This window comes from Pedobacter soli (assembly GCF_900101435.1).
GTDB lineage: Bacteria > Bacteroidota > Bacteroidia > Sphingobacteriales > Sphingobacteriaceae > Pedobacter > Pedobacter soli.
The window spans coordinates 358,245-382,003 of sequence record NZ_FMZH01000006.1 but is presented as its reverse complement, the minus strand read 5'-3'; the positions used below and the strand labels follow the sequence as shown (position 1 = coordinate 382,003).

The following is a 23,759-nucleotide window of genomic DNA, read 5'->3' as shown; positions in this document are numbered from 1 at the left end:
CACTGTTGTCAAAGCATTCATGGAATTGCTTGTCTGGATTCTCGGTAAGAAAAAACACAACATCTATTTTCAGTTTTGAAACATCAATGCCTGCAAATAATCTGTAATTCATAACTTTGGGTTGTTAAGTGGAATAAATAACCTTGATGTTGAATGAAACTAAATCCCTTAACAGTCCGGCGAAGACTAAAATTCTATATGGTTCTTGTTCAACAAACGGCAGTGCTCTGATACAGGTTTTAGATATTTAATCTAGACAGAGTAATAGTTCAGCACTGCCGTTAAGGTTTTCTGTACAAATCTCAAACTTTTTTGATTATAACAAACCTAAGGGATAGTAGTGGACACGGAGTGTAACGAAATAAAACGGATAGCAGGGCAGGTGGAACCAAAGCATTACTGCAACTGCTTTTCTGAACATAGTTGTGTTAAATAAAATGGTTTTGCGCAATTAAGGCTTTCTGCTTTGGTCTTTAGGCTTTCGGCTTAAAAAGCCTATCTTTGTGTGCTATGGCAAAATCGTTCGAAGACTTTAAGTTAAACAGGCAAATTTTAAATGCTGTGGCCGATGCGGGTTACACCGTTGCAACGCCGATACAGGAAAAAGCAATTGCTCCGATATTATCCGGACAGGATATTTTTGGCATTGCCGAAACCGGAACCGGAAAAACAGCAGCTTTTGTATTGCCGATTTTAATGCAGCTAAAGTATGCGCAGGGTGAAAATATTCGCGCGTTGATTTTATCGCCAACCCGCGAACTGGCCATGCAGATTGAGGAACAGGTAAAACTGTTTTCTACCTATACCGATTTGCGTTCGCTGGTGATTTTTGGTGGTATTGGCCCTAAAACGCAAAAAGAACAACTGGCAAAAGGTGTCGATATTTTGATTGCCACGCCGGGGCGTTTCCTTGATTTGTATTTAACAGGCGATATTAAAACCCAAAGCTTAAAATTTTTGGTGCTGGATGAGGCAGATAAAATGATGGATATGGGCTTTATTGGTTCGATACACCGCATTTTGGAAGTGGTACCGCGTAAACGGCAAAACTTACTGTTTTCTGCCACTATGAGCGATCTGATTCAGAAAATTGCCGGCGATTTCCTGAAAAATCCAACCATTATTGAAACGGCGCAGCAGGCAACTCCTGCAGCAAACGTAACACAAACGCTGTATTATGTGCCGAACTTTAAAACGAAACTGAATTTATTGCAAACTTTGTTGAAGAATGACGAAGCATTTACACGTTTAATCATCTTCTGTAAAACCAAAACGGTTGCCGATAATATTTTTAGTTTCATGGAACGAAAATATGGTGCCGATAATGTTCGGGTAATCCACGCCAATAAAGGCCAGAACACGCGGATTAACTCTATTAATAGCTTTAAAGAAGGAAATGTAAGGGTTTTAGTGGCAACAGATGTAGCCAGCAGGGGGATAGATGTAAGCGATGTAAGCCATGTTATCAATTTTGATGTGCCGATTATCATCGAAGATTATGTGCACCGTATCGGGCGTACGGGTAGGGCTTTTGCCAAAGGCGATGCCATTACTTTTGCTACTGAAGGCGAAAAATACTATATCCGTAAAATCGAAAAACTGATCCGTCAATCTATTCCGGTTGAGGCCATACCACAGGGTGTTTTTATTGAAGAAACGCCTTATGAGGAACGCCAGCAGATAGCCAAAGAAATTGATTTGCAAAAACGTAAGGAAGATCCTGATTTTAAAGGGGCTTTCCACGAAAAGAAAAATGCAAAGGCTATTGAGCAAAAAGCCAGGGATAAGGCCAAAGCAAAAGCTGGAAAAGAAGTTAAAAGCTTTAAAAAGGGTAAACGTTTCGATAAAAAGAAATAACTATGAAACTGCGTGTTACTCCGTTAAATATTGTTGGTGCAATTGGTTTAAGCTTATTGGTAGTTGGTCTTTTTTCTGAAAAAAGTACTGCACCAAGGCAGATTAACCTTAGTGGTTTCTATTTGCTTATTCTGGGTTGTCTGGTTGCTGTTACTTTTGTAACCGATCTTATTTTTCGTTTTACGTTAAAAGATATTAAGCGAATCTGGATGGTAGAACTGTTATTTATCGTTATTGCCGCAATCTTGATGCTAATATTACAAAAAGTAGCATAATACAAGGGCGAAGTATTTGGTAAAATCATCATCTTTGCCCCCGAATAAAATACCCATAAACCAGTGCAATCTGTTTATTGGTGATATCCATTTTTAAAATATGAGAAAAGCAGAAATTAAAATTACCGTTGAGTTAGACGATAACAATATGCCAGAGAATATTCTTTGGGAAAGTACCGATGCACAAACTACAGATAAAGTGCCGGTTAAATCGATGTTTCTGGCCCTTTGGGATCACAATTATAAAAACTCAATGCGTATCGATCTTTGGACTAAAGACATGCCGGTTGATGAAATGAAACGTTTTTTCTACGAAACCCTGCAAACGATGGGCGATAGTTTTTTAAAAGCAACAGGCGAAACGCTGATTGTTGAGGATTTACGCGATTATTGCGCTCACTTTGCCGATAAAATGGGCATTATTGAAGGTCAGTAGTTTAGCTGGCAATTTTCAGTTCGCAGTTTCTAAAATATTAACACAAACGACAAGATGTTAGTTGTAAAAAAAATAAATGCCTACATCGGCTTAATTCTGGGTGCCATTGCCATAACCATTGCACCAATGTTAAAAGTGCCTGTTAAAGGTAACTGGAATTTATACCAGGCAGATCCGCGTTTGCTTTATATCTCTCTGGCTATTTTTGCTTTGGCTGCTCTATTCCTGTTTGTAAGGGCACTAAGCATGTTCAGGCTAATGGCTATTGTAGCGGTAATCTGGACTGCGGTAATGGCTGCTGCGGTTTGGTTTAAAGTAAACAATTACTTTGGCTCTAAATTTTTTGATAAAATGCTGTCGAAAACCATCCATTTCCAGTGGGGCTGGATTGTGTTGCTGGTTGCGGTAATTTTACTGGCCACCAGTGTTAAGAAAGAACGCCTGGAGATAAAACCATAAAAAATAAAACGCCGATAGCTATTATGTTACCGGCGTTTATTTTTAAAGGCAAGGTTATGCCGGATAATTAATTGTTCCCTTTTCTTCTATTAATTTGTTCCAAACCTTGTATCAGTATATCGCCTACCTTTTGAATGTCGGCGGATGTTTTTGCATCTTTCTCGGCCTTTATGCGTGCCTTTTCTTCTGCCTCTGCTTTTTCTCTTCGCTGCTGTGCAAGCAGGGCATCTTGTTTTTTGCGTTTGTTTTCAATGTCCTTTTCTTTCGAAAATATGGTAATGTAATACATCCGCGTTTTATCAAATTGCTTATCACTATAATTTACAATAACTTTCGATTTAGGATCTTCGGCATTCTTTAACAAATCGGTTTTCATCTTTTCGTAATAGGCCTTATCGCCGGTACTGAAATAAATAATGCGCGACCAGGTATCACTTAGCTGGTATTCGTAACTCACATAACAAAGCGAATCGGCGGGAGATTTGAAATAAAAATCGTGCGGGAAAGCCCCTGCCTGATAAGTCATATCTCTACCTGGCCAGTTAACCTTAATCGATGTGAGATAATTTTCGGCCAGGAAGGTTTTTAATGTTGCTTTTTCCATATTAAGGTAGTAGCTTACCAGCGAAGATGCATCTATGGGGTCGGTGTTTTGATAGCGGGTTGCAATATCCGTAATGTAAGGGGAAACAGCAAACCTTATGTATTTCTCTTTGTCGTTATTAGTACATTTCAGGTTATTTTTGCTGTAAATTAGATCACCTTCTTCATCTCCTTCACCATCATCCGTCCAATTATTTAGGCGGAACCATTTTTTAATTTTGTTATGTACTAGCGGATCGGTAAAACTGAAATCTATTGCATTTAGTTTTTGATATTTGTTGCTCGAAACAGTTACAGAGGTGCCCTCAGCAAACATGTAAGTTGTGGTATAACCATTAATTTTCGAAATTCCTTTACCTTGATAACTTGTTAAAATATTAGATGACTTATAAAGAAATTTGTTGCCCTGACCTCTTAAAAACTGAACTACGCTTTGTCCGGCTTCTTCCGGGTTATTATGAACCGTTAACGTATCAGTACTGAAAACTTTAGCCATTACCGGTAAAACAAAAGGATCCGTTTTGGTTAAACTAATGGCATAAGTGAACTGATTTTTATCTTCTCCGCTACTGCCCATTTCCGTTACTTCGGCAATTAAATTGTTGTTTAAGAAAAGGTTTGGGCTAAGGGCCTGCCATTTACGGTATCCCAGTACTTTTTCAAGAGCGAAAAAACCTTCCTTCGGCACATCGTTAAGATACCAGTCGATACGTTGTATCTGATCGTTTGCATTGGCCCGTATGTCTATCTGTATTTTATGACTACAAATGAGTGATGTACGTACCTGTAAAAGTTCGCCACTTTTTTGTCCGTTTTTCGGATTATTGTATATAGATTCCTCGTCTATACTTTCCATTTGTACGCCCAATGCTTTCAGTTCGGTGCCAATCATTCGGCTGGCTTGCTCTGTACTAGAACGCAATAACTCAATGGCTATGCTTTTTGTAACTGTTGGCGTGGTACTGGTCTTTTTGGTTTTAGCAGGCGTTGCTGTTTTTCTAACTTGTGCGATGGTCTCTGTTGCTATGCAAAATAGCATGAATATAAGGCCTTTTTGAATGAAACTTTTCATGGCTTTAATTGCTTGGTTGTTGTTTTTATACACTGTATAATCTTATCTTATTTTTAAAAGTCCGTAAACAATTTTCAACATGCCTTTCTGTTCTTCTTTATGGTCATTTTCGGCTTCGATATTGATGTATGGAATTTTGTTTTTGGCACAATAAACAGATAAAGAACCATCATCTGTCGGATTCTCGCTTTGCAGCACCACGTTTTCGTTTAATCCTTTAAAGTAGTTGAAGTCATTGAGTTCTGTTACCAGAAAAAAATCATCCAAATCTTTCCCCTCCGCTGTAAAAACTGCTTTAGCTTCCTGATGGTATTTATTAGGTTTGATGTAATCGGTTAATGAAAGCGCGCCCTCATTGGTATTATTGTGGATGGAAATGGTGTATTTGTTTTGCTTCCGCTCGTTATAGGCCTTTAAAAGATCGGTAGAAAAGGCTTTGATTTGGGTAATTACAGCTTTTGGGAATTTAGTTACCCCGGTGTTGTACTTTTTTAAAGTGCTGTCAATCCCGCTATCAGAGAAAATACGGTTAGGATCAAACTCATAGTTTTTATTGTTAACATTGCAGGTTAGCGTGCGTACATTATTCTGGTGAATTTCAAAAAGATTGAAGCTGGTGTCTTTAGGTAAGCCGTTAAATGCGTCAATCGCTGTATTCTCATTATCGTGCAGCGACAGGAGCGTGGCAATGCTTGCTGTATTTTCTTTATATTTTGCTATGCAGGTTTTGGTGCCCAACCGAAAAGAAATCTCGGTCTTTAAAGTAAATGCGGTTATCGAGGCCAGATTTAATAAGAGGGCGCTAATTAAGATCTTCTTCATAATAGTATGATTTTTATGGCAAAGCGTTAATCATCATTTCTATACGGTTACTGAATTAGTGGTTTTTTGTACGATTTGGTTTACAATTCAAATTTAAGATAAGCATTTTCTCTTACGGGGGTAATTGAGTGAAGTATCTGATTTTTGCTGTGAACTAAGGCTTATACCATGTGTAGTTGAAAATGTTATGGCAGCAACTGCAATCAGGAGTTTAAGAATAACATTTAAACATGAAATAGCAGGTTTCGCAAGACTAAAACAACAGCTCACTCATTTTTAATGTTTATTGTAGTTTTTCTAATTAACTTTAAATTTAGGTATCCGTTTAGGGTTTTTAGCAGGATGATTATAAAAAACAGCTCTTTAATCACTTTCTTCATTTTTGTATATGCCATTTTGGGTAACAGCTTTTCTGTAATGGGGCAGCCTGTTGTAAAATCCGTTGTGGTTAATTACGAGACAAAAAAAATCAGTCTGATCAATAATTCCTTTTATGCTGTTTCTAAAAAGGATAATAAAACCATCAGGCAACTTAAAACCTTAAAATGGCACATGCTCGATACTACTTTGCAGGAAGGTGAGTTTGCCGATACTGTAAGGCAATTCTGGCTACATTTTAGTACTGTAAGTGCCTTAAAGAAAGATACCACCCTGATTTTAAAACTTGGTAACAAAAACGAAGAATCGTTGCTGTACGAATACAAACATAATCAACTGGTGCTGGTTGGGCGAACCGGCTTTGGCTCACGTATTCATGATTTATCAGTTAAAGGCGATTACTGGCGGCTTAACCTGCCCATTAAGCAGCAAAGCGTACAGCAATTTTATCTGTTAATCAATAAATATCAGTATAACGTTGCGCATCAATACCCTTATTTAGAGGCTTTTGATACTGCCTATCAGGAAAAAGTAGAAGAATTGATCAGTGCTCCGACAAGTTTCAAAAACTTAAAATTATGGGTAGCAGGCTTTTATTTTGCGGTATTTGTTTATTGTTGTTTAAAATATTATTTGCAACGCAGACTTAAATCATACCTGTACTGTGCTTTAGCCTCTATTTCGTTGTTTTTAAGATATTCTTTGCAGGTTGATGCTTTGGTGTTTGAAATGGATTGGCTACCCTGGCTCAATAATGATTTTATATTTCTGCTGTCTTTTATTCCGCAAAGTATTTTCTATATCCTATTTTTAAGCGAGTTTTTACAGGTTAAACAAAACAAGTGGCTAAATATATACCTGAAAATCTGCCTGCTGCAGTGGTTATTGATGCTGATTATTATGCCCGTTCACTTTGTATGGCCCGAGCAAAGTGAAATAACCAAGATATTTTGGAAATATAATGCACTGCCCTTTATAATATTATTGCTTTGGTTAAGCTATTACACCCGTCCAAAACCCAACCGGGGATATTTGAAATTTGCTTTTATTGGTCTGGTTACGTTGGCTGTGGCATTTATTTTCGTGGTTGTACCCAAATGGCTGTTTGCCTACAGTTACTTGCCTGATTGGTACCATCATCTAAATGCGCAGTACGATTTAATCACCCTGGCATTTGTGGTCGATACCATTTTGTTTTTAACTGCATTGGCTTATAAAGACAGGCTTGATGAGCTGGAACTCATTAACCTGAAAATAAAAAATACCGAAAACGAGCATAAAATTTTACGCTTGCAAATGAACCCGCATTTTATTTTTAATTGCTTAAATTCAATCAATTTATATATCGAACAAAATGATAGTAGCTTAGCATCCGATTACCTTAGCAAATTCTCTCAACTCATGCGCTTATCGTTAGTACATTCACGCAAAGAAAAAATAGTGCTTACAGAAGAGATTATTAGTTTAAGGCTATACCTCGAGATGGAAAGTATGCGCTTCAAAGGCAAGTTAAACTATGTTTTCGATATAGATGATCATGTTGATGCCGACTTTATAGAAATCCCACCGATGCTGATACAGCCTTACATTGAAAATGCAATCTGGCATGGCTTAATGCATAAAAAGCAGGGCGGTAAAATTAGTATTAAAATTAGCCAGGATTTTACTGCACAAACCTTAAATATTACCATTGAAGATGATGGGATAGGACGTGTAAAAGCCGGCGAGCTCAAAAGCAAGGCTGCAGAAAAAGATAAATCGTACGGTACTTTAATTACCAGCGAACGCATTGCGGTTTTCAATAAAAAATTTAACGCCAATACCCAGGTTCATATTAAAGATTTGTACAACGAAAATAACGAAGCTACAGGCACTTTGGTCTCCATTAATCTCCATTTGGTATGAAACGCTTAAACACCATAATTATCGACGATGAGGAAGATAGCGTTAATCTGTTGCGCATCCAGCTTCAGCGACATTGCCCCGAAATTGGCGACATACATACTTTTAACAGCCCATTAAAGGCGCTGCAGGAAATTGCACAGCTAAAGCCCGATTTGGTTTTTCTGGACATCGAAATGCCCGAATTAAATGGTTTTCAGTTTTTAGAGCAGCTGGCACCGATAAATTTTAGTGTAATTTTTATTACAGCCTACAACGAATTTGCCTTAAGGGCGTTTAGGTTTAGTGCTTTAGATTATCTGGTAAAGCCGGTTTACATTAACGATTTAATTGATGCGGTAAATAAGGCGGCTGATTTGAGCAAACCCTCAGAGGCGCAATTTGATCTTTTTCAGAAGCAGTTTTACCTTGAGCGCATTAATAAAATAGCTGTGAGCTCCTTAACGGGGATTACTTTTGTGAATTTGGATGATATTTTATATGTAGAAGCCAGTAGCAATTACTCTATTTTGGTTTTACTGGATGGAGAAAAAGTAATTATTTCCAAAACCCTGAAAGATGTACAGGAAATTCTGGAAGAGAGAAATTTCTTTCGCATCCACAGGCAGTACATTATCAATCTGCATAAAGTAAAGCATTTTAATAAAAACGATTGCCTGCTCACCATGGAAAATAATAAACAGTTACAGGTAGCCCGCATTCAAAAGGATAAACTGATAGAAAGATTTGGCCTGGTTTAAAACTACTATTTAAATCTTTTCGTGTTGTTGCGAGGTCAGTTTAGCGACTTCGTAACCCTTAGCCTTGCACCTGGCTACAATTTCATCATAGATTTTCTTTGCCATTGTCTGATGGCGGCTCATGATGAATAAAAATTTGTGGTCGGGATGACCAACCACTACGTACGAGTAATCGTCGGCGAGTTCAATAATCCAGTAATCGACCTTTATGGGCCATATAAACTGTGCCTGCAATTCGCCGTTATTTCCGTCTTCAGATGGAAACATTTTTGAATTCCGCGAATAAATTTTTTCATCGCCAGGCTTTTTGTAAGTGGTTAAAACATCGTAATAGCCAGCTTTGTTCAGCGTGTATTTTGTAGTGGTTTCGCGGCTGCCCTTATCAAAAATGGTCGGAATAGAATATAATGAGTACCAGGTGCCGGCATACTTTTTCAAATCCAGTTTGTTCACAGGTATATTTTTTTCTGCAGGTAAATGGCTGAGTAATACAAGCAATAAGGCACAAAACGTTTTCATGATAAGCGGGTTTTCTATAATTTACGAAACCCCATGCAAAACAGATTTGTCAGAATTTATTTTTAGCCTTCCATATAAAACCATCCAGCACGTAATGTGTGGCTTGTGGTAATGCCAATAGCGGAACGAGAAGCGAAAGGAGCTCGCTGCTGGTAATTTGTGGTAAAGTTGAAAATGGTTTAAATACGGCTTGGTGTTCTTTCCATACCAGTCCATCCCATAAACCTTCTTCCAGGTAGGCAAATAATACCAGAATTAACAGAAAGTAAAAGATTCCCCATTTGCCGAAGCTGAGGGCCATAATCTTACTTTTAACAGGGCTTCGGTCTAGCTTCTTTTTTTCGAAAAACCAGATAAGGGCCATGTATGGGATACCATGCGAAACTACATTGAGTGTGGTAAAAGCCATGTCGCCATTAAAATAAACAATGCCAAAGTACCAGGACAGGAATGTTCCGGCTACCAGTAAATTGCGTGGGATATTCATCCACCTTTGTTTAATAACGAACAGTATTTCTTTTACAAGATACAGGGCAATGATAGCGATATATATGAGTGCTGAAATTTTTAATAAAGCATCGTTTTTGAAAGAAAAGAAATCGCCTGCTATAAACCAGTTAAAATGCCTTGCCGTGCTAAGGTGCCAGAAAAGCAGTGGATATAAGGTTGCGGTATAAATGGCTACTTTATTGATAAGCTGCCCAGCAAGCGAAGCGCTTTCATTGCGCGAATACAAGCGCATAAAGCCGTATTGCTGCCTGATGAAATGGTAAACAGCTAGGTAGGCCAGAATCCTCCAAAACCACAGGGCATCAAAGTGGTAAATCAATACTCCGGCAATATAACAGGCCAGCGGAATGGCAATGAGCAAAGTATATTGTTTTTTAAAATTACCTGGATTAAAATAGGTGCGGTACAAAGTACTGTACACATGTGCAACATCGATAAAAACAATTAAAAATACCCAATAGGCCAAAGGAACACCCGCTGCATTTTGAAATTGTGACGGAAAGAGCAAAACCAGCAGCAGCGCAAAAAACGGAGGCGAAAGGATGAAAACAACATCAGTCACACGCGAATTTAACCAGGGTTGATTTGGATTAGGATGCGACATGTAGTACTTGTTTTGCAGCGTTGATGCCCTGATGAAAAGCTTCTTCAAAAATAGATACCCCACTTAAATCGCTATGGGCAAAGAAAATTTTATCATCAACAGGCAGTTTTGCTTTTGCCAGGTTATCACTCCAGATAAAATCTTTCGCCGGTGCAATCATGCCATGCCCCCAAACCCAGAAATCGATATTTTCAATGGCTTTTGTAATACCAGGATGTATGATTTCCAGTTCTGGAATAACGATATCCAGCCACTGTTCGTAATTTCTGGAATAAGCGGCCAAACGGGCAACTGCAGGCTCAAAATCACAAAGCGGGAGATAATAGGTAATTACCTTTTTATCTTCCGAAAGTTTTAAATGTTGTTGCGCCGAGTTTACGTAACCGACTGATGGTGTATTGTAGGCCACATTATCCCAGCAAAGGTTTATTCCTTTCGATTCCGGCAATTCGTTGATGGTAATGTTCGCAATAAGCCATGGAGAATAATTAAAAGCTTTATAATCAATATTGCGGTTAAAATTTTTCAGCAAGCGGTTGTTTACAAACTGCGGTGCGCATAAAATGATTTTTTCGGCCTCAATATTTTCGGTAAGCCTTGTTTTGGTGTTCAATACAGTTACCAACGTATGCCCATTGGTCATCGGTTTTAAATCGCAGCAAAGGCTTGAGGTTTTAATGTGATCTTTGAGCGGGCCAGCCAATTGTTTCATGATCCAGCCATTACCCTCTGGCCAGGTTAAAATAGCGTTCTGCTCGGCGTTGGCGGCTTTTCCCCTGCGCGAAGCGAAATAATGCAAGCCTGCCCAGGCCGATATATGTTTAATTTTTTGACCGTAATCGTCTTTACTGGCATAATTTAAGTACCAGAGCAGATATTTGGAACGATAGCCTTTTTCTTCCAGATAAGCCTCAAAAGTTATTCTATCTAGCTTCCTGTAGTTTTCGTCAGCAGAAGAAGAACTTAAAGGTATGTTGAATAAAAATTTACCATCATTACCCCTGGTGTTTTTAAGCAGATCTACTTCTGATAAAAAACGCCTGATTTCCTTTTTATCGGCAATGGGCACACCAAAATCCGGAATTAAACCTTCCTGCCATTCGCCGTTTATTAATAACCTCTCTTCCGGATCGAAAGTTAAATAGTAATCGTTATAGTAAGGTAACTGCCCCTCAAAATGCGTGATCACATCAATTTCCTTTAAAAAATCAATCAATAAAGCATCGTCGTTATTGGCTATGGTGATATAATGTGCACCTAAGGGATATGAAGCTATTTTGTTGCTTCCGAAATAGGAGTTGCCGCCGGTATGTTTTTCGAGCTCCAGAATTTCGAAATCAGTTTCACCATTCTTTTTTAACCATCTCCCTGCCGACAAGCCGGAAATGCCACTGCCAACAATAAGTGTTTTTACTTTTCTTGTACTTTTCGCCGCAGGTAATTTTAGTTTATCGCGTAAAATATGTCCTGCTTTGGCGTCTGGGCCTTGTAAGCTTCCCGGAATGTTATAGCCATTTGACCGGATTTTTTTATAACAGCCATTTAAGAAGATACCACCAGTAATTAATCCGATTCTCAGCAAAAAAGAGCGACGCTGTAAATAGGCCGATAACTCATCCTTATAAAACGTTTGCCCACTCATCTTCAAAATACTTGACCAAAATTTGGTTATTAAGCTTATTTACATCAGTTTCTACCTTGCCCATATCTTTCGGAAAGTAGAGCATTAAATCTAAACTTTCTTTCGAAATGAATTTCAGTCCCGGTAAATACTGCTGCGGTTTTTTATATACATTATCGGGTTCGGTAGCAATAATGTAGCCCCATTCGCCAAATGATGGTACATAATTGTGGTAGGGGATGGTTTTTAAGCCAACACTTTCTAATGTTTTGTTTACAGTCCAAAAAGATTTTGGCGCAACGAAAGGTGAGGTAGACTGGATTACCATTAAGCCTTTTGGGGCAAGAATACCTTTAACCAGTTTATAAAATGCATTGGTGTAGAGTTTTCCGACAGCGTAATTGGATGGGTCGGGGAAATCGATCACAATAAAATCGAATTTTTTGCGCTGTGCTTTTACCCAGCTAAATGCATCGGCATTAATTACCTTAACCTTTGGCGATAAGAGGGCATTTTTATTGAGCCCAAGCAAAATCTTATTCGATTGGAACAGGCCTGTCATTCCTTTATCCAAATCAACTAGGGTTACCGAATCAACATTTGGATATTTTAAAATCTCCCTAACAGCAAGTCCATCACCACCACCCATTACCAAAACATGTTTGGCAAAAGGCAAAGCCTGTAGTCCGGGATGCACTAAAGCTTCATGATAGCGGTATTCATCGTCCGAACTGAATTGCAGGTTTCCGTTTAGGAAAAGCCGCAAAACCTTATTCTTTTTGGTTAAAATAATCCGTTGGTAAGGTGTACTTTTCGAGTAGATAATGGTATCGCTATAAGTCTGGCTCTCAGAAAAACTGGTTATTTTATCCGCATAAATAAAACCGGCAAGCAGGGTGATGATACTGATAAAAGAAGCACCCTGAAGGTATTTTGAAGCCCTGATTTCCTTTTTAAAGTTCAAACAAACAATTAAGGCTACTGCAACATTGAGCATCCCAAACAAATAGGCTGTTTTTACCAAACCCAGATGCGGGATGAGCAGTAACGGGAAAATTAAAGAGGCGAGTAAGGCACCAATATAATCGAAGGTAAAAACTTTAGAAACCAGGTCTTTAAATTCATACCGGTCTTTAAGGATACGCATGAGTAAAGGAATTTCTAAACCAACCAAAATACCGGTTAAGCTTACAAAACCATACAGCACGATCCTGAAAGAGGCAATACTTTCGAAAACGAGGAACAAAACAGTTGAACTGAAACCGCCAACCAGGCCAACCAGAATTTCGATTTGTATAAACCACGAAAGGATATTCTTCTCAAAATATTTGGATACCCAGGAGCCTATGCCCATCGAGAAAAGGTAAACCCCAATTATAGTCGAAAACTGGGTAACCGAATCGCCAAGCAGGTAACTGGCCAGGGTGCCGGCAATTAACTCGTAAATTAAGCCACAGGTGGCAACAACAAAAACTGAAATTAATAAAAGCGCAGGTAACTTTTTGTTCATGCTAACTGTGAATGGCTGAGCTTATAATAATTGCAATGGCAATAATAAAGGCCGCAAAAACAATGGCTAAGGCTAAATTTTGTTTTTCGAGTATTTCTTTCCAAAGGTTTTCGGGAGTAATTTTTTCGATAATCCAAAATGCGATAAAAAGTACAACAATACCCAGGATAGAGTAAACCAATGATGCGATAATGTACTTGATGTTGATTAATTCGTTTAAGCTCATAATTTTTTATTTATGGTAAAATCTGTTTACATGGCCTCCATGACGGCTGGTTCCATTAAATTCGGTGTTCTTTTCTACATTATCCTGGTAATAGGCATGCCCTCGAAGGCCGCTGTAACCGTAAAAGCCCAAAATAACGAGTAATACAATGAGGTAATATTTAATTGGTTTCAAATCCATTTAATCTCCGTTTACAAAGGGTGAAAAATCGCTGTTGTTCCATCTTCTTTTTTCATAATTGCGCATTAAATACCAGCAAATGGCCGGGAAGATACAAAGCAGCAGTATAGTAATCAGGGTATTGCGGATCATGCTCACGTTAGTCGTAGCCCTGATATACAGGTTGTTCCGGTAAATATCTCCTGATGATGGATATACATTTAAGTGGTACTTGCCTTTCGGTATGTCAGATAAAAGAACCGATTCTCTGGTTGAACCTTCCGACCAGCTTTCGCCATCTTCTACACCATGGTAATATTCTATGCCCTTGCTTACTTCCCAGGTTCGGTTATCGGCCTCGTTAACCAGTACAATGGTAGTTTCCAGCCAGTTGTTGTCAACACCAGAAGCAATGTCGAATTCAATATTGGATGATTCATCTTCAATAACAAATGAAGGCGTAATGAAAGATTTGAAAGCATCGGCACCGGCCTTGGCATCGTAGGTAATTAAAAAATCGTCGTTAATTAATTCCTTTTCAGGTTTAACCGCGCCAAAAAGTAAATGTAAAAGCAACACCGCAACTATAGCAATGCCAGTTATTTTTAAAGAAGCCATCCACCTGTCGTAAGCTTTAGATGGCTGATTGGCGCCAATACCAATCTGTTCAGGAAGGCTGTTTTTATCGAGATTAAAAGCGGCAGCAATTTCATCCTTTGTCATGTATTCGCCAATGTAGTAATTGGTAAGGTTTTGCGATTTATTAATTACCTCTTTTACAACCATAAAAGGCGGTGCGATATATTCAGTAGCCTTAACCTTTTCATTTACCACATTCCAATCCACTTCGCCAAGCATGGCTGTTACTTTTGGGCTGTACCTGTTAAAAAGCTTGTACTCTACATCTTTGTAACTGACGCTAAATGAGTAGGAAGTAGGTTGTTTATAATCGGGCAGAAAATCTTCGCCTGCGATGAAATTCCAATGACCATTAAATTCGGATAAAGTAACATAGCCCTTATCGTGGCTGGTTAAAATATATTCTCTCCAGCAGTATATTGTTTCTGCTTCTTTTTTTTCGAGGTACGCAATTACTTTTAAACCAACACCGTGGATATTGGTTGTTGAGCCAAGTTTTAAAACCGGAGCATTTTTGGGCTTCTCTAATTTTCTGTTCAGCCTTGTTTCTGCCCGGGTAAAAATGTGTAAATACGAGAAACAAGAAGGGCAAACCACGTATTCGCTTTTGGCCGGTTCGTAGAGTACAATATCTTGTCTGCATACCGAACAAGCTATTGTTTCTGACAATTTGAAAAATGATTGAACTGAATTTTCCATTAACGTACAATTTCAGTTTTCTGCATTTCCTTACCTTCAAAAAAGTGCAATACAGCATCATAAATATCCCTTACCTTTCTGGTATTGTCTTTCTGGTAATTGGATAGAAAAATATCGAAGGTAGCCAGTTTAAACTCCGGCCAGGTATGGATAGATAGATGCGATTCGGTTAAGCAGATAACGGCCGTAAAACCTCCGTTAGGAAAGTCGTGATAAACTTCGCCAACTTTTTCAAGGTTTTGATTGGCAATTAATTCGTTAAAAAGTGCTTTACAAGCCTGAAAAGAAGAGAGTTGTTCCGTTTTTTCAGAAGAAAATTCAGCTAATATGTGTAATCCCGGTTTATAGGTCATTGAGCGTTTAGTATCTTTCAAAATTAGAAAAGTATTTCTAATGTAAGTATTAGCAAGCGAATTTTAAATTCAGATATTTTTTTCTGCTATAAAATGATCTTCAACATTTTCTTCAAGCGGAATATAAATTCTTTCCCATTCGTTGCCATCTACAATTTCCCAGGTGTGCCCAAGGCCCAGGGTGTCGTTAGCAATTAAGATAATGCCTGGCTCGATGATAAAAGTTTCGCCATTACTTACTGTAAAACGAAGTTTACCTTTCAAGGTAAGTACATATTGCCGGCGTGGGGCAGGGTGTGGGATTTTCTCCAGCGTTGATACATCGGTTTGTGCAAAGAAATGACTGGCTTTGATGTGCTGGCGGATGGGGATTTTGCCTGTTTCAAATGAACATTGTTCGTTTGTGGTGTTAATTAAGCGAATGGCTTTAAGGTAATTGCGGGTATCGGCTATTTCGGTATTCATCTACAAATAAAAGGTATTGATTTTAAAATTTTAATTCAGTTTGTCCACGTTGCATTACTTCACTTTCGTGTTGTAGCAACCATTTTTTACGCCACAGGCCGCCTGCATAGCCTACGAGCTTACCGTTACTGCCAATAACCCTGTGGCAAGGTACTACAATGGCAATGTTGTTTTTGCCATTTGCTGCAGCTATTGCCCGGATAGCCAGTGGCTGATGTGCCGAGAATTTAGCATAGGAGGTGGTTTCGCCATAGGGAATAGCCAATAAATTTTGCCAAACGCCTTGCTGAAACTCTGTTCCTTTCTGTTTCATCGGGAAATCGAAACGCTGTAATTTCCCATTAAAATAATCGATTAATTGTTGGGCAACCTTTAACGTTAGCGGGTTCTCGGTAAGGCCTGTAATAGCTGTTTCGGCAAAAGTTACGGCATGAACAAATTCATCATCGGCAAGGATGGTAATCTGGCCAACAGGCGATGCAATAACTGATGCGTAGTTCATATTTTTTCTTTTTTGCCAGAGATTTCAATTTTCTTTTTGCCACAGATTTCACTGATTAACACAGATTCTTGGCCTAATTTTTTTGCGCTTTCAGTGCCTCCGTGGCTGATTAAGCTTAAGCATACGTACTAATTTTTTGCCACAGATTTCACAGATTGACACGGATACTGATTTCTCTGTGCCTTCCGTGCCTGCGTGGCTAATTATGCAATTAAAAACCATCTGTGTTTTTAATCTTTCTGCGCCTTCTGTGCCTCCGAGGCTATTTTCTTTTTGCCACAGATTACACTGATTAACACAGATTTTGGTTTAATTTTTTGTGTCTTCTGTGCCTCCGTGGCTAATTATGCAATTAAAAACCATCTGTGTTTATCCTTTTTATCTGTGGTTTTAATCTTTTTTAATGTCTGCTGGGGCTAAATTGTTAATGCCCTGATCTCAAACAAAATTACAACAATACAACAATTTAAGCATGCAATATTTATCAATAAAAGTATCTTTGCGGTTATGCAATTGGCCAAAGAGGTTAAATATTTAATTCACAAGGAAGTATTGTTAGAGTGGCGCTCCAAATATACCATTAACGGTGTGCTGCTATACGTGGTTTCGACCATTTTTACCTGTTATTTATCGTTTGTGAGTTTAGGAGATAAATTAACATGGAATGCGCTTTTTTGGATTATTATGCTTTTCGCTTCCATTAACGGTGTATCTAAGAGCTTTTTGCAGGAAACCAAAGGTCAGCAACTTTACAGTTATATTTTAGCAAGCCCGGCAGCGATTTTGATCTCCAAAACGGTGTACAATACGTTGCTTATGCTCGTGCTTACCACCATTGCCTTAGGTTTTTATACCCTGGTATTCGACTCGTTTACGCCACCTGATCTGATGATGTATTATATAGCGGTGGTATTAGGGAGTATCAGTTTTTCAACAGTATTTACCATGGTTTCGGCTATTGCCAGTAAAGCAGGTAATGGCGGTATGTTAATGGCGATTTTAAGTTTTCCGATTATTATTCCGGTACTGATATTACTGATAAAACTGGCCAAAAATGCTGTAGATGGTTTGCCCTGGGAGAATAGCTACGACGAAATTGCAATGCTTTTGGTGGTAAACGTATTGGTGGTAGCAACCTCTTTATTGTTATTTCCTTACCTTTGGCGCGATTAAAAAATAATTGAATGATGGAATGATAGCATTCAATCATTCAACCCCAATAATTATACACATATATGAAAAAAACCTGGTGGAAAATTTTAGCTTCGGTGCTGGTTGTTTATACTGCAATTGCAGGTTTATTACTGGGTGTACCCCGACTGGCTATTTTAAACGAGACCATTCGTAATCTGTACTTCCATGTGCCAATGTGGTTTGCCATGATTGTACTTTTTTCTATTTCTGTTTTTTACAGCATCAAGTCGTTGAGCACCAAAAGTGAAATTGATGATATGAAGGCTGTTGAAAGTGTAAATGCAGGCATTATTTTCGGTTTACTGGGCTTAGTAACAGGGGCTGTTTGGGCAAAGTATACCTGGGGACAATTTTGGAGCTTCGATCCGAAACAGAATTTCGCGGCAATTTCGGTATTGCTTTATTTTGCTTACCTCATTCTGCGCAATGCTATCGATGAAGAACAAAAAAGAGCCAAAATTTCGGCCATTTATAACATTTTTGCCTTCCCGATGATGGTAGTACTGCTTTTTGTGCTTCCCCGTTTAAAAGATTCGTTACACCCCGGAAATGGTGGCAACCCAGGCTTTAACAGTTACGATTTAGATAGCCGCATGCGGATGGTGTTTTATCCGGCATGTTTAGGCTGGATATTAATCGGTTACTGGGTGTATACCATCCGTTTCAGAATACGTTCAATAGAAAACAAACAACAACATAACTAAAATGAAGAAGATATTTTTCTCCCTGATATTAATGATGGCTACCCTACAGTTATTTGCACAGGATAATGGTGTAGAAATGGCCGATACCTTACGCAATAACGGAAAGATATACGTAGTGGTAATCTGTATCGTAATTATCTTACTGGGCTTATTAGCTTATCTTTTTAGTATCGATAAAAGATTGAAAAAAATAGAAAAAGAAAGCAATAACGGAAAATAGGCCTTTCTGCGCAATAAGTTTACAACTTATTTCGGCTCTAAAATCAATAGAACGCAATAATCAAGCCTGTTTGCTAATTATACTTTTATCCTTATCTACTTGGAATATAGCTTTTTGTGTTTTTAAAAATCGCTAATTAAGTATACAAAACAGTAAGTATGTAAATTACCTACTACATAGTATTGTTTCTTGCAAATTAATTGGTGATGTTTGATTAGTTATAAATTAAATCAACGGGACGATTTAGATTAACTTTAAAGAGGTGATCAATTTTATATTGATCACTTTTTTTATGCAAAACTTTCTTCAAAATGGCCTTAATTGTGCCGTAAATCCAATTGTTTTAAGTATATTTAAGGGTGTTAAAATATTTTTTTAACTTTTTTTTATGCTTGTTTAACGCTTCATATTCCAGCTAAATGTTTCGTTTTGTTTCGGATTTAAGCAAGGCATAACTGCCTTAAAACAGGTTTAAATATTGTTTTTGTACAGTTTGCTTAAAACGGTCTAAAGTGCCCCCAGCGGCCAGAAAGTGTGGTGTTTGCTGTACACTAAGTATTTTTGCATTTGGATATGTGCGGTTTTTTTAGGCAATTTTGCAGCGAAAACTTATTCATAAAAAAAATAAATAATGGCTAATCTAGCAGACGAGAACAAGTTCTTTGCAGATGTTTGTAAGAACTTTGACAGTGCGGCTCAATTCACCAATCATCCCGAAGGTTTATTGAACCAGATTAAAACATGTAATAGTGTGTATCGTTTCCAGTTCCCTATCCGCCGCGGAAACGGTTTTGAAGTAATTGATGCCTGGCGCGTAGAACACTCTCACCATATGAGCCCTACAAAAGGCGGTATCCGTTACAGCGAAATGGTAAATGAAGATGAAGTAATGGCGCTTGCTGCATTAATGACTTACAAATGTGCCATTGTTAACGTTCCCTTTGGTGGTGCAAAAGGTGGTATTAAAATTAACACCAAACAATACAGCGTTGCCGAGCTTGAAACCATCACGCGTCGTTATACTACAGAATTAATTAAGAAAAACTTTATTGGCCCCGGTATCGACGTTCCTGCACCTGATTATGGATCGGGAGAACGCGAAATGAGCTGGATTGCCGATACTTATATGACCATGAACCCTGGTCAGCTTGATGCACTGGGTTGTGTTACCGGTAAACCAATTGCTTTGCATGGTATCCGTGGTCGTAAAGAGGCTACAGGCCGTGGTGTGGCTTACGCAGTACGCGAGTGTGTAGAAGTTGCAGAAGATATGGCTAAGCTGGGCTTTAAGGCTGGTTTAGGCGATAAAAGGGTAATTGTACAAGGTTTGGGTAATGTGGGGTATCACTCTGCTAAATTCCTGGCCGAGTTTGGTGCAACCATTGTTGGTCTTTGCGAGTTTGAAGGTGCTATTTACAACCCGAACGGATTAAACGTTGATGAGGTTTTTGCACACCGTAAAAACACTGGTTCAATTTTAGGCTTCCCTGGTGCCAAAGATTTCAAAAATTCAATGGAAGGTTTAGAGCAGGATTGCGATATCATTGTTCCGGCAGCTTTAGAAAACCAGTTCACCGAGCAGAATATCCGCAACATTAAAGCAAAAATTATTGCCGAAGGTGCTAACGGTCCAACTACACCAGAAGCAGAAGCTATTTTTACCGAAATGGGCGGTATCATTATTCCTGATATGTACTGTAATGCCGGTGGTGTTACGGTTTCTTATTTCGAATGGTTAAAAAACCTTTCGCACGTGGCCTTTGGTCGTATGGAAAACCGTTACGCGGCTAACTCAAATGCCAACCTGATCAATACATTAGAAAACCTGACCGGGAAAACCATTCTTCCTGAGCACCGTTTAATGATTGTGAAAGGTGCATCTGAAATGGAGCTGGTTAACTCTGGTTTAGAAGACACCATGATCCATTCGTACCACGAAATACGCGAAACTTTGATGACAAAACCTGGTACCAAAACATTAAGAACAGCTGCTTTCGTTAACTCGATTGATAAAATTGCCGTTTCTTACATGAATTTAGGTGTTTGGCCATAAGGGCTCAACGCTGAAGGTTAAAAAGAAAAATCCCTGCAGACGTAAAATCTGCAGGGATTTTTTATTCTTGGCTGCTTTAGTTTTAAGTTTTCTATTTATTTAGATTTTAAAACAGGTCTTAAGATGTAACACTCAACTCTTCTAAATCCAGCCTCCATTCTTCTTTTCTGATCACTTCATCATCATATTCTTTGTTACGCTTTAAATGGTGCAACTCGTCCCGCTGAAGCTGAATTAAGGTGAGCACTATTTCCTGATAAGCTTTCAAATCCTCTTTATCAATTTCACCCCTTTTAAAAGCGTGGATATTATCCTTTTTTTCTTTCAAAGTATGGTGCAGTTCTGCCTTTAAGTTAACCATTAACTCATTGTGCGTACACTGGTGCTGATAATCGGCATTTAACTTATCTAATGAAAGATCGATCAATTTTAGTTTAATCTGATTAGTCTGCTCTTGTTCTGTTAATTTACTTTTGGATTCAGGGATTTTAAGCAGTTTAATCACCAAGGGAAGGGTTAGGCCTTGTAAAACCAGGGTAATGAAAATCACCACAAAGGTAATGAATAAGATCAGGTTTCTTAAAGGAAAAGCCACTGAATCAGAAATCATTACCGGAATAGAAAGTGCTGCAGCTAAAGATACCACACCTCTCATTCCGGCATAAATAACTACCACATAAGAATGCCAGGTCATATCCCGGTAACGTATTCTCGTTCTTTTGTTAAACAGAAGTGTAATCTGGGCTGTTGAAACTAACCATACCATGCGAACGATAAGCGCCAGTATACTTATTCCCAATCCATAACCAATAGCTTTGATGATTGGATAATCGGGGCCTAAACCATGAACAATATCGGGTAGGGCCAGACCAATTAATATAAATACCACGCCATTAAGCATAAATATTAATGATGACCAGACATTAACCGTTTTGATCCTCGAATTTGAAGTTAAGATTACATGCGATTGGCTGGAAAGTAATAAGCCACCCGATACTACAGCCATTACGCCTGAAGCTTCGAAATGCTCGGCAATGATATACATAAAGTATGGTGTAAGTAAGGTAAGAACCGTATCGATATTATCAGTTGTGGGTAACCACCGGTGAATAACATAGAATATACCACCAATGGCAAGGCCGATTAAAATCCCCAGGCCAGCAACAGTAACAAAACTTACTGCCGCGTCCTGCATTACAAATGTGCCGCTAACTACAGTAGCCAATGCAAATTTAAATACAATTAAACTGGAGGCATCATTTACCAAACTTTCGCCTTCCAGCAAAGCACTTACTACCTTCGGAATTTTCATGCCTTTTAATACTGCTGCTGCGGCAACGGCATCAGGTGGCGAAACAATGCCGCCCAATAAAAAGCCGAGTGCCAGGGTAAAACCTGGTATAAATGCCACAGATGCATAAGCAACTGCTACAGAGGTAATAAAAACCAAACCCACGGCCATTAAAAAAATGGCACCCTTATATTCCCAGAAATCTTTCCACGAGGTAAACCAGGCAGCTTCATAAAGCAGGGGTGGTAAAAAAAGCAGGAAAACAATATTTGGGTCTATTTTGATATGCGGAATACCAGGGATAAAGCCAATAAGTAAGCCGGCTAATACCAAAAAGATAGGATAGGAGATTTTTATCTTCTGGCCAATCATCACCAATAGGGTCACACCTAAAAGTAGAACCAGAATAAGAATCAAGTTATCGTGAAGCATTTAAGAAGTTTTTATATTATCGATCTACGAATATACCAACGTTTAGTTAAGAAAATAAAGAACAAATATAACAGCGCGTATTTCTGTTTTTATTTTGGAAATGACTTTACTTGCTTACCGGAATATCAAAAGATAAATTAAAATCCAGGGAGCTGTTGAAGCCATTTTTAAACAATTTTAAAAGTTGGATGAGGGCGTTGGCATCCCTATTTAAAAATAATAGTTCCGATTCAAGTTTAATTTTGTCTTTTCCTGTGCTTTTGGCTTTAATCTCCAATTGATTAAAACTACCCAGTTTATCTGCAATCAAGGGTATTGATGTTTGTTTAATCAACTTGTTAAAATCTACCTTAAAATAAAAGAAATCAGCAGATGATTCCATTTTAAGGTCAGGTTTAGCGTTTGGCAATGTGCTCAACTGAATGTTACCATCGTTACCCTTAAAGTAAAGCTGGTATAGCGGAATCATAGTAGCACTAATCTTTCCAGTCGATTGATCCAGAAAGCCCGACGATTTAAGATAGTTGCTCACGTCCTTATCGTTTGCAGTCATATTGATAGAAATACCTGGAATTTTCCGCTCTCTGGCGACTTTTTTTTCCACTTGCTCAAAGTCATCATTGTATTCGTAAGTTATTACCGTGTCAACTTGTTTTACCGTATTGGTCCACTCAAAATCCAGATAGCCTTTATAGAATTTTAAAAAGTTATCTTTTGAGAAAACAGAAGAACTTGCAGGTGTGTTTTTTGGAGACGAAGCAGATTTAAATTTCCCGTTTAACCACATACTCACTGTACTTTCGGGATTTAGCTTCCTATGCTTGGGGTAGGCAGCAGGTTCTATCCATTTATTCTCGAATTCACTGCTAAAATCAATTTTTCCATCTCTAAAATTAATTTTGCTTAAATTTTCTGCATTTTGAAAGGACAGGTGATCGGAAAGGTCGGCCATTTGCTCAAACTTACTATCACTAATTTTAACCATGTTTTTCTGTGATAATATTTCTTCCAGAGCCGTTTTTACTGATTCCTTTTTGGGGGTAAATGCTATGGCTACCGTCGTTTTGTTAAACAGGAGGCAAAAAGTTGAGTCGGCAGATTGAAAAAAATGAGCCTCCTTTTTTATTAAAGAGAGTTTTTTCAGGATAAAGCGATTAAATGCTGAGCTATCTGCGATTTCCATACGCGAGAAAAAAGTGTTTTTTACCTTTCCGTTTAAGGCATATATATAAATATTTGCAGGTATTTTTAAGCCTGTATTTAAATCATCAACCTTTTCTTTAATCCCTTTCTTGTCTGCCCCAGCATATTGACCGGGGTGTTTTAAATAGCTAACCGCAATGGTTTTGTATAGCTCATCTACATTTATTTTAAGCAAAGTTTGGGTAGTAGCAGGAATTAATACTTTGTTGGCCTGGATTTGCCTGTATTTAAAAAAACCAAAATAAAAAAGAAGCAGCAATATGACTATTGCTGCTGTTATTTTTAAAAATTTCACCATAATTAAGGTTAAT

General features: G+C 38.3%; 24 protein-coding genes. 10 read left to right on the top strand and 14 right to left on the bottom strand.

Going from position 1 to position 23,759, the window contains the following annotated elements; genetic code table 11:
- Positions 1 to 510: 510 nt before the first annotated feature.
- The 4 genes from BLR37_RS15585 to BLR37_RS15570 all read left to right on the top strand — a co-directional run bounded on the left by BLR37_RS15585 (position 511) and on the right by BLR37_RS15570 (position 3,027).
- Positions 511 to 1,857, top strand: coding sequence for a DEAD/DEAH box helicase (locus BLR37_RS15585; protein ID WP_090770073.1), 1,347 nt, complete (start codon positions 511 to 513; stop codon positions 1,855 to 1,857).
- A gap of 2 nt (positions 1,858 to 1,859) precedes the next feature.
- Positions 1,860 to 2,132, top strand: a complete 273-nt coding sequence (locus tag BLR37_RS15580; protein ID WP_090770071.1) for a hypothetical protein — start codon at positions 1,860 to 1,862, stop codon at positions 2,130 to 2,132.
- A gap of 100 nt (positions 2,133 to 2,232) precedes the next feature.
- Positions 2,233 to 2,568 (top strand): gliding motility protein GldC, encoded by a 336-nt coding sequence (gldC, locus tag BLR37_RS15575; RefSeq protein ID WP_039476687.1) that lies wholly within the window; start codon positions 2,233 to 2,235, stop codon positions 2,566 to 2,568.
- Positions 2,569 to 2,622: 54 nt separating this feature from the next.
- Entirely contained in the window at positions 2,623 to 3,027 is a 405-nt protein-coding gene (locus BLR37_RS15570) for a hypothetical protein (RefSeq protein ID WP_039476689.1), read from the top strand.
- A 67-nt stretch (positions 3,028 to 3,094) separates the two neighbouring features.
- Here the strand turns inward: BLR37_RS15570 and BLR37_RS15565 are convergent, their stop codons facing one another.
- Together BLR37_RS15565 and BLR37_RS15560 are read right to left on the bottom strand one after the other, a co-directional pair.
- Positions 3,095 to 4,669 (bottom strand): hypothetical protein, encoded by a 1,575-nt coding sequence (locus BLR37_RS15565; protein WP_143009584.1) that lies wholly within the window; start codon positions 4,667 to 4,669, stop codon positions 3,095 to 3,097.
- 75 nt (positions 4,670 to 4,744) lie between these two features.
- Positions 4,745 to 5,524 (bottom strand): hypothetical protein, encoded by a 780-nt coding sequence (locus BLR37_RS15560; protein ID WP_090770066.1) that lies wholly within the window; start codon positions 5,522 to 5,524, stop codon positions 4,745 to 4,747.
- Between the two features lie 342 nt (positions 5,525 to 5,866).
- On the opposite strand from BLR37_RS15560, the gene BLR37_RS15555 reads away from it, so the two are divergent.
- Both BLR37_RS15555 and BLR37_RS15550 read left to right on the top strand, forming a co-directional pair.
- Positions 5,867 to 7,807 (top strand): sensor histidine kinase, encoded by a 1,941-nt coding sequence (locus BLR37_RS15555; RefSeq protein WP_167356620.1) that lies wholly within the window; start codon positions 5,867 to 5,869, stop codon positions 7,805 to 7,807.
- Positions 7,804 to 8,544, top strand: coding sequence for a LytR/AlgR family response regulator transcription factor (locus BLR37_RS15550; protein ID WP_090770062.1), 741 nt, complete (start codon positions 7,804 to 7,806; stop codon positions 8,542 to 8,544). Before BLR37_RS15555 ends, BLR37_RS15550 begins: the two co-directional genes overlap by 4 nt.
- A gap of 9 nt (positions 8,545 to 8,553) precedes the next feature.
- On the opposite strand, the gene BLR37_RS15545 is transcribed toward BLR37_RS15550, so the two are convergent.
- From BLR37_RS15545 to BLR37_RS15505, 10 genes are all read right to left on the bottom strand, one after another.
- The gene (locus BLR37_RS15545) at positions 8,554 to 9,063 is read right to left on the bottom strand and encodes a lipocalin family protein (RefSeq protein WP_090770060.1); all 510 of its coding nucleotides are present in this window, start codon (positions 9,061 to 9,063) and stop codon (positions 8,554 to 8,556) included.
- 49 nt (positions 9,064 to 9,112) lie between these two features.
- Positions 9,113 to 10,177 carry a hypothetical protein gene (locus BLR37_RS15540; protein ID WP_090770058.1) on the bottom strand — a complete coding sequence of 355 codons (1,065 nt, stop codon included), beginning with the start codon at positions 10,175 to 10,177 and terminating at the stop codon, positions 9,113 to 9,115.
- Positions 10,164 to 11,819, bottom strand: a complete 1,656-nt coding sequence (locus BLR37_RS15535) for an NAD(P)-binding protein (RefSeq protein ID WP_090770056.1) — start codon at positions 11,817 to 11,819, stop codon at positions 10,164 to 10,166. The genes BLR37_RS15540 and BLR37_RS15535 overlap by 14 nt, the downstream gene beginning before the upstream one ends.
- Entirely contained in the window at positions 11,797 to 13,308 is a 1,512-nt protein-coding gene (locus tag BLR37_RS15530; RefSeq protein ID WP_090770055.1) for a polyamine aminopropyltransferase, read from the bottom strand. Before BLR37_RS15530 ends, BLR37_RS15535 begins: the two co-directional genes overlap by 23 nt.
- Before the next feature lies 1 nt (position 13,309).
- Positions 13,310 to 13,534, bottom strand: coding sequence for a DUF350 domain-containing protein (locus BLR37_RS15525; RefSeq protein ID WP_090770053.1), 225 nt, complete (start codon positions 13,532 to 13,534; stop codon positions 13,310 to 13,312).
- 6 nt (positions 13,535 to 13,540) lie between these two features.
- Positions 13,541 to 13,714, bottom strand: coding sequence for a hypothetical protein (locus tag BLR37_RS25390; protein ID WP_167356619.1), 174 nt, complete (start codon positions 13,712 to 13,714; stop codon positions 13,541 to 13,543).
- On the bottom strand, positions 13,715 to 15,031 hold the full coding sequence (locus tag BLR37_RS15520; protein WP_090770051.1) for a DUF4178 domain-containing protein: 1,317 nt from the start codon (positions 15,029 to 15,031) through the stop codon (positions 13,715 to 13,717). It abuts the gene before it with no gap.
- A complete protein-coding gene (locus BLR37_RS15515) occupies positions 15,031 to 15,384 on the bottom strand; it encodes an S-adenosylmethionine decarboxylase family protein (protein WP_090770049.1) in 354 nt (117 codons plus the stop codon). Before BLR37_RS15515 ends, BLR37_RS15520 begins: the two co-directional genes overlap by 1 nt.
- Before the next feature lie 69 nt (positions 15,385 to 15,453).
- Positions 15,454 to 15,849: a cupin domain-containing protein gene (locus BLR37_RS15510; protein WP_090770048.1), complete on the bottom strand. Its 396-nt coding sequence runs from the start codon at positions 15,847 to 15,849 to the stop codon at positions 15,454 to 15,456.
- A gap of 22 nt (positions 15,850 to 15,871) precedes the next feature.
- Positions 15,872 to 16,351, bottom strand: coding sequence for a methylated-DNA--[protein]-cysteine S-methyltransferase (locus tag BLR37_RS15505; protein ID WP_090770046.1), 480 nt, complete (start codon positions 16,349 to 16,351; stop codon positions 15,872 to 15,874).
- A gap of 507 nt (positions 16,352 to 16,858) precedes the next feature.
- On the opposite strand from BLR37_RS15505, the gene BLR37_RS15500 reads away from it, so the two are divergent.
- The 4 genes from BLR37_RS15500 (at position 16,859) to BLR37_RS15485 (ending at position 20,522) form a co-directional block, all read left to right on the top strand.
- Positions 16,859 to 17,524 carry a heme exporter protein CcmB gene (locus BLR37_RS15500; protein WP_039476976.1) on the top strand — a complete coding sequence of 222 codons (666 nt, stop codon included), beginning with the start codon at positions 16,859 to 16,861 and terminating at the stop codon, positions 17,522 to 17,524.
- A 62-nt stretch (positions 17,525 to 17,586) separates the two neighbouring features.
- Entirely contained in the window at positions 17,587 to 18,249 is a 663-nt protein-coding gene (ccsA, locus tag BLR37_RS15495; protein ID WP_090770043.1) for a cytochrome c biogenesis protein CcsA, read from the top strand.
- Between the two features lies 1 nt (position 18,250).
- Entirely contained in the window at positions 18,251 to 18,469 is a 219-nt protein-coding gene (locus tag BLR37_RS15490) for a CcmD family protein (protein ID WP_167356618.1), read from the top strand.
- 631 nt (positions 18,470 to 19,100) lie between these two features.
- The gene (locus BLR37_RS15485; RefSeq protein ID WP_090770039.1) at positions 19,101 to 20,522 is read left to right on the top strand and encodes a Glu/Leu/Phe/Val family dehydrogenase; all 1,422 of its coding nucleotides are present in this window, start codon (positions 19,101 to 19,103) and stop codon (positions 20,520 to 20,522) included.
- 118 nt (positions 20,523 to 20,640) lie between these two features.
- On the opposite strand, the gene BLR37_RS15480 is transcribed toward BLR37_RS15485, so the two are convergent.
- Together BLR37_RS15480 and BLR37_RS15475 are read right to left on the bottom strand one after the other, a co-directional pair.
- Complete coding sequence (locus BLR37_RS15480; protein ID WP_090770037.1) at positions 20,641 to 22,245, bottom strand: Na+/H+ antiporter; 1,605 nt, start codon at positions 22,243 to 22,245, stop codon at positions 20,641 to 20,643.
- A gap of 106 nt (positions 22,246 to 22,351) precedes the next feature.
- Positions 22,352 to 23,746: a hypothetical protein gene (locus tag BLR37_RS15475; protein ID WP_090770035.1), complete on the bottom strand. Its 1,395-nt coding sequence runs from the start codon at positions 23,744 to 23,746 to the stop codon at positions 22,352 to 22,354.
- Between the last annotated feature and the right edge of the window lie 13 nt (positions 23,747 to 23,759).

Coding starts and splice junctions, on each gene's coding strand:
- BLR37_RS15585 (WP_090770073.1), top strand. CDS start 511: ATGGCAAAATCGTTCGAAGACTTTAAGTTAAACAGGCAAATTTTAAAT.
- BLR37_RS15580 (WP_090770071.1), top strand. CDS start 1,860: ATGAAACTGCGTGTTACTCCGTTAAATATTGTTGGTGCAATTGGTTTA.
- gldC (WP_039476687.1), top strand. CDS start 2,233: ATGAGAAAAGCAGAAATTAAAATTACCGTTGAGTTAGACGATAACAAT.
- BLR37_RS15570 (WP_039476689.1), top strand. CDS start 2,623: ATGTTAGTTGTAAAAAAAATAAATGCCTACATCGGCTTAATTCTGGGT.
- BLR37_RS15565 (WP_143009584.1), bottom strand. CDS start 4,669: ATGCTATTTTGCATAGCAACAGAGACCATCGCACAAGTTAGAAAAACA.
- BLR37_RS15560 (WP_090770066.1), bottom strand. CDS start 5,524: ATGAAGAAGATCTTAATTAGCGCCCTCTTATTAAATCTGGCCTCGATA.
- BLR37_RS15555 (WP_167356620.1), top strand. CDS start 5,867: ATGATTATAAAAAACAGCTCTTTAATCACTTTCTTCATTTTTGTATAT.
- BLR37_RS15550 (WP_090770062.1), top strand. CDS start 7,804: ATGAAACGCTTAAACACCATAATTATCGACGATGAGGAAGATAGCGTT.
- BLR37_RS15545 (WP_090770060.1), bottom strand. CDS start 9,063: ATGAAAACGTTTTGTGCCTTATTGCTTGTATTACTCAGCCATTTACCT.
- BLR37_RS15540 (WP_090770058.1), bottom strand. CDS start 10,177: ATGTCGCATCCTAATCCAAATCAACCCTGGTTAAATTCGCGTGTGACT.
- BLR37_RS15535 (WP_090770056.1), bottom strand. CDS start 11,819: ATGAGTGGGCAAACGTTTTATAAGGATGAGTTATCGGCCTATTTACAG.
- BLR37_RS15530 (WP_090770055.1), bottom strand. CDS start 13,308: ATGAACAAAAAGTTACCTGCGCTTTTATTAATTTCAGTTTTTGTTGTT.
- BLR37_RS15525 (WP_090770053.1), bottom strand. CDS start 13,534: ATGAGCTTAAACGAATTAATCAACATCAAGTACATTATCGCATCATTG.
- BLR37_RS25390 (WP_167356619.1), bottom strand. CDS start 13,714: ATGGATTTGAAACCAATTAAATATTACCTCATTGTATTACTCGTTATT.
- BLR37_RS15520 (WP_090770051.1), bottom strand. CDS start 15,031: ATGGAAAATTCAGTTCAATCATTTTTCAAATTGTCAGAAACAATAGCT.
- BLR37_RS15515 (WP_090770049.1), bottom strand. CDS start 15,384: ATGACCTATAAACCGGGATTACACATATTAGCTGAATTTTCTTCTGAA.
- BLR37_RS15510 (WP_090770048.1), bottom strand. CDS start 15,849: ATGAATACCGAAATAGCCGATACCCGCAATTACCTTAAAGCCATTCGC.
- BLR37_RS15505 (WP_090770046.1), bottom strand. CDS start 16,351: ATGAACTACGCATCAGTTATTGCATCGCCTGTTGGCCAGATTACCATC.
- BLR37_RS15500 (WP_039476976.1), top strand. CDS start 16,859: ATGCAATTGGCCAAAGAGGTTAAATATTTAATTCACAAGGAAGTATTG.
- ccsA (WP_090770043.1), top strand. CDS start 17,587: ATGAAAAAAACCTGGTGGAAAATTTTAGCTTCGGTGCTGGTTGTTTAT.
- BLR37_RS15490 (WP_167356618.1), top strand. CDS start 18,251: ATGAAGAAGATATTTTTCTCCCTGATATTAATGATGGCTACCCTACAG.
- BLR37_RS15485 (WP_090770039.1), top strand. CDS start 19,101: ATGGCTAATCTAGCAGACGAGAACAAGTTCTTTGCAGATGTTTGTAAG.
- BLR37_RS15480 (WP_090770037.1), bottom strand. CDS start 22,245: ATGCTTCACGATAACTTGATTCTTATTCTGGTTCTACTTTTAGGTGTG.
- BLR37_RS15475 (WP_090770035.1), bottom strand. CDS start 23,746: ATGGTGAAATTTTTAAAAATAACAGCAGCAATAGTCATATTGCTGCTT.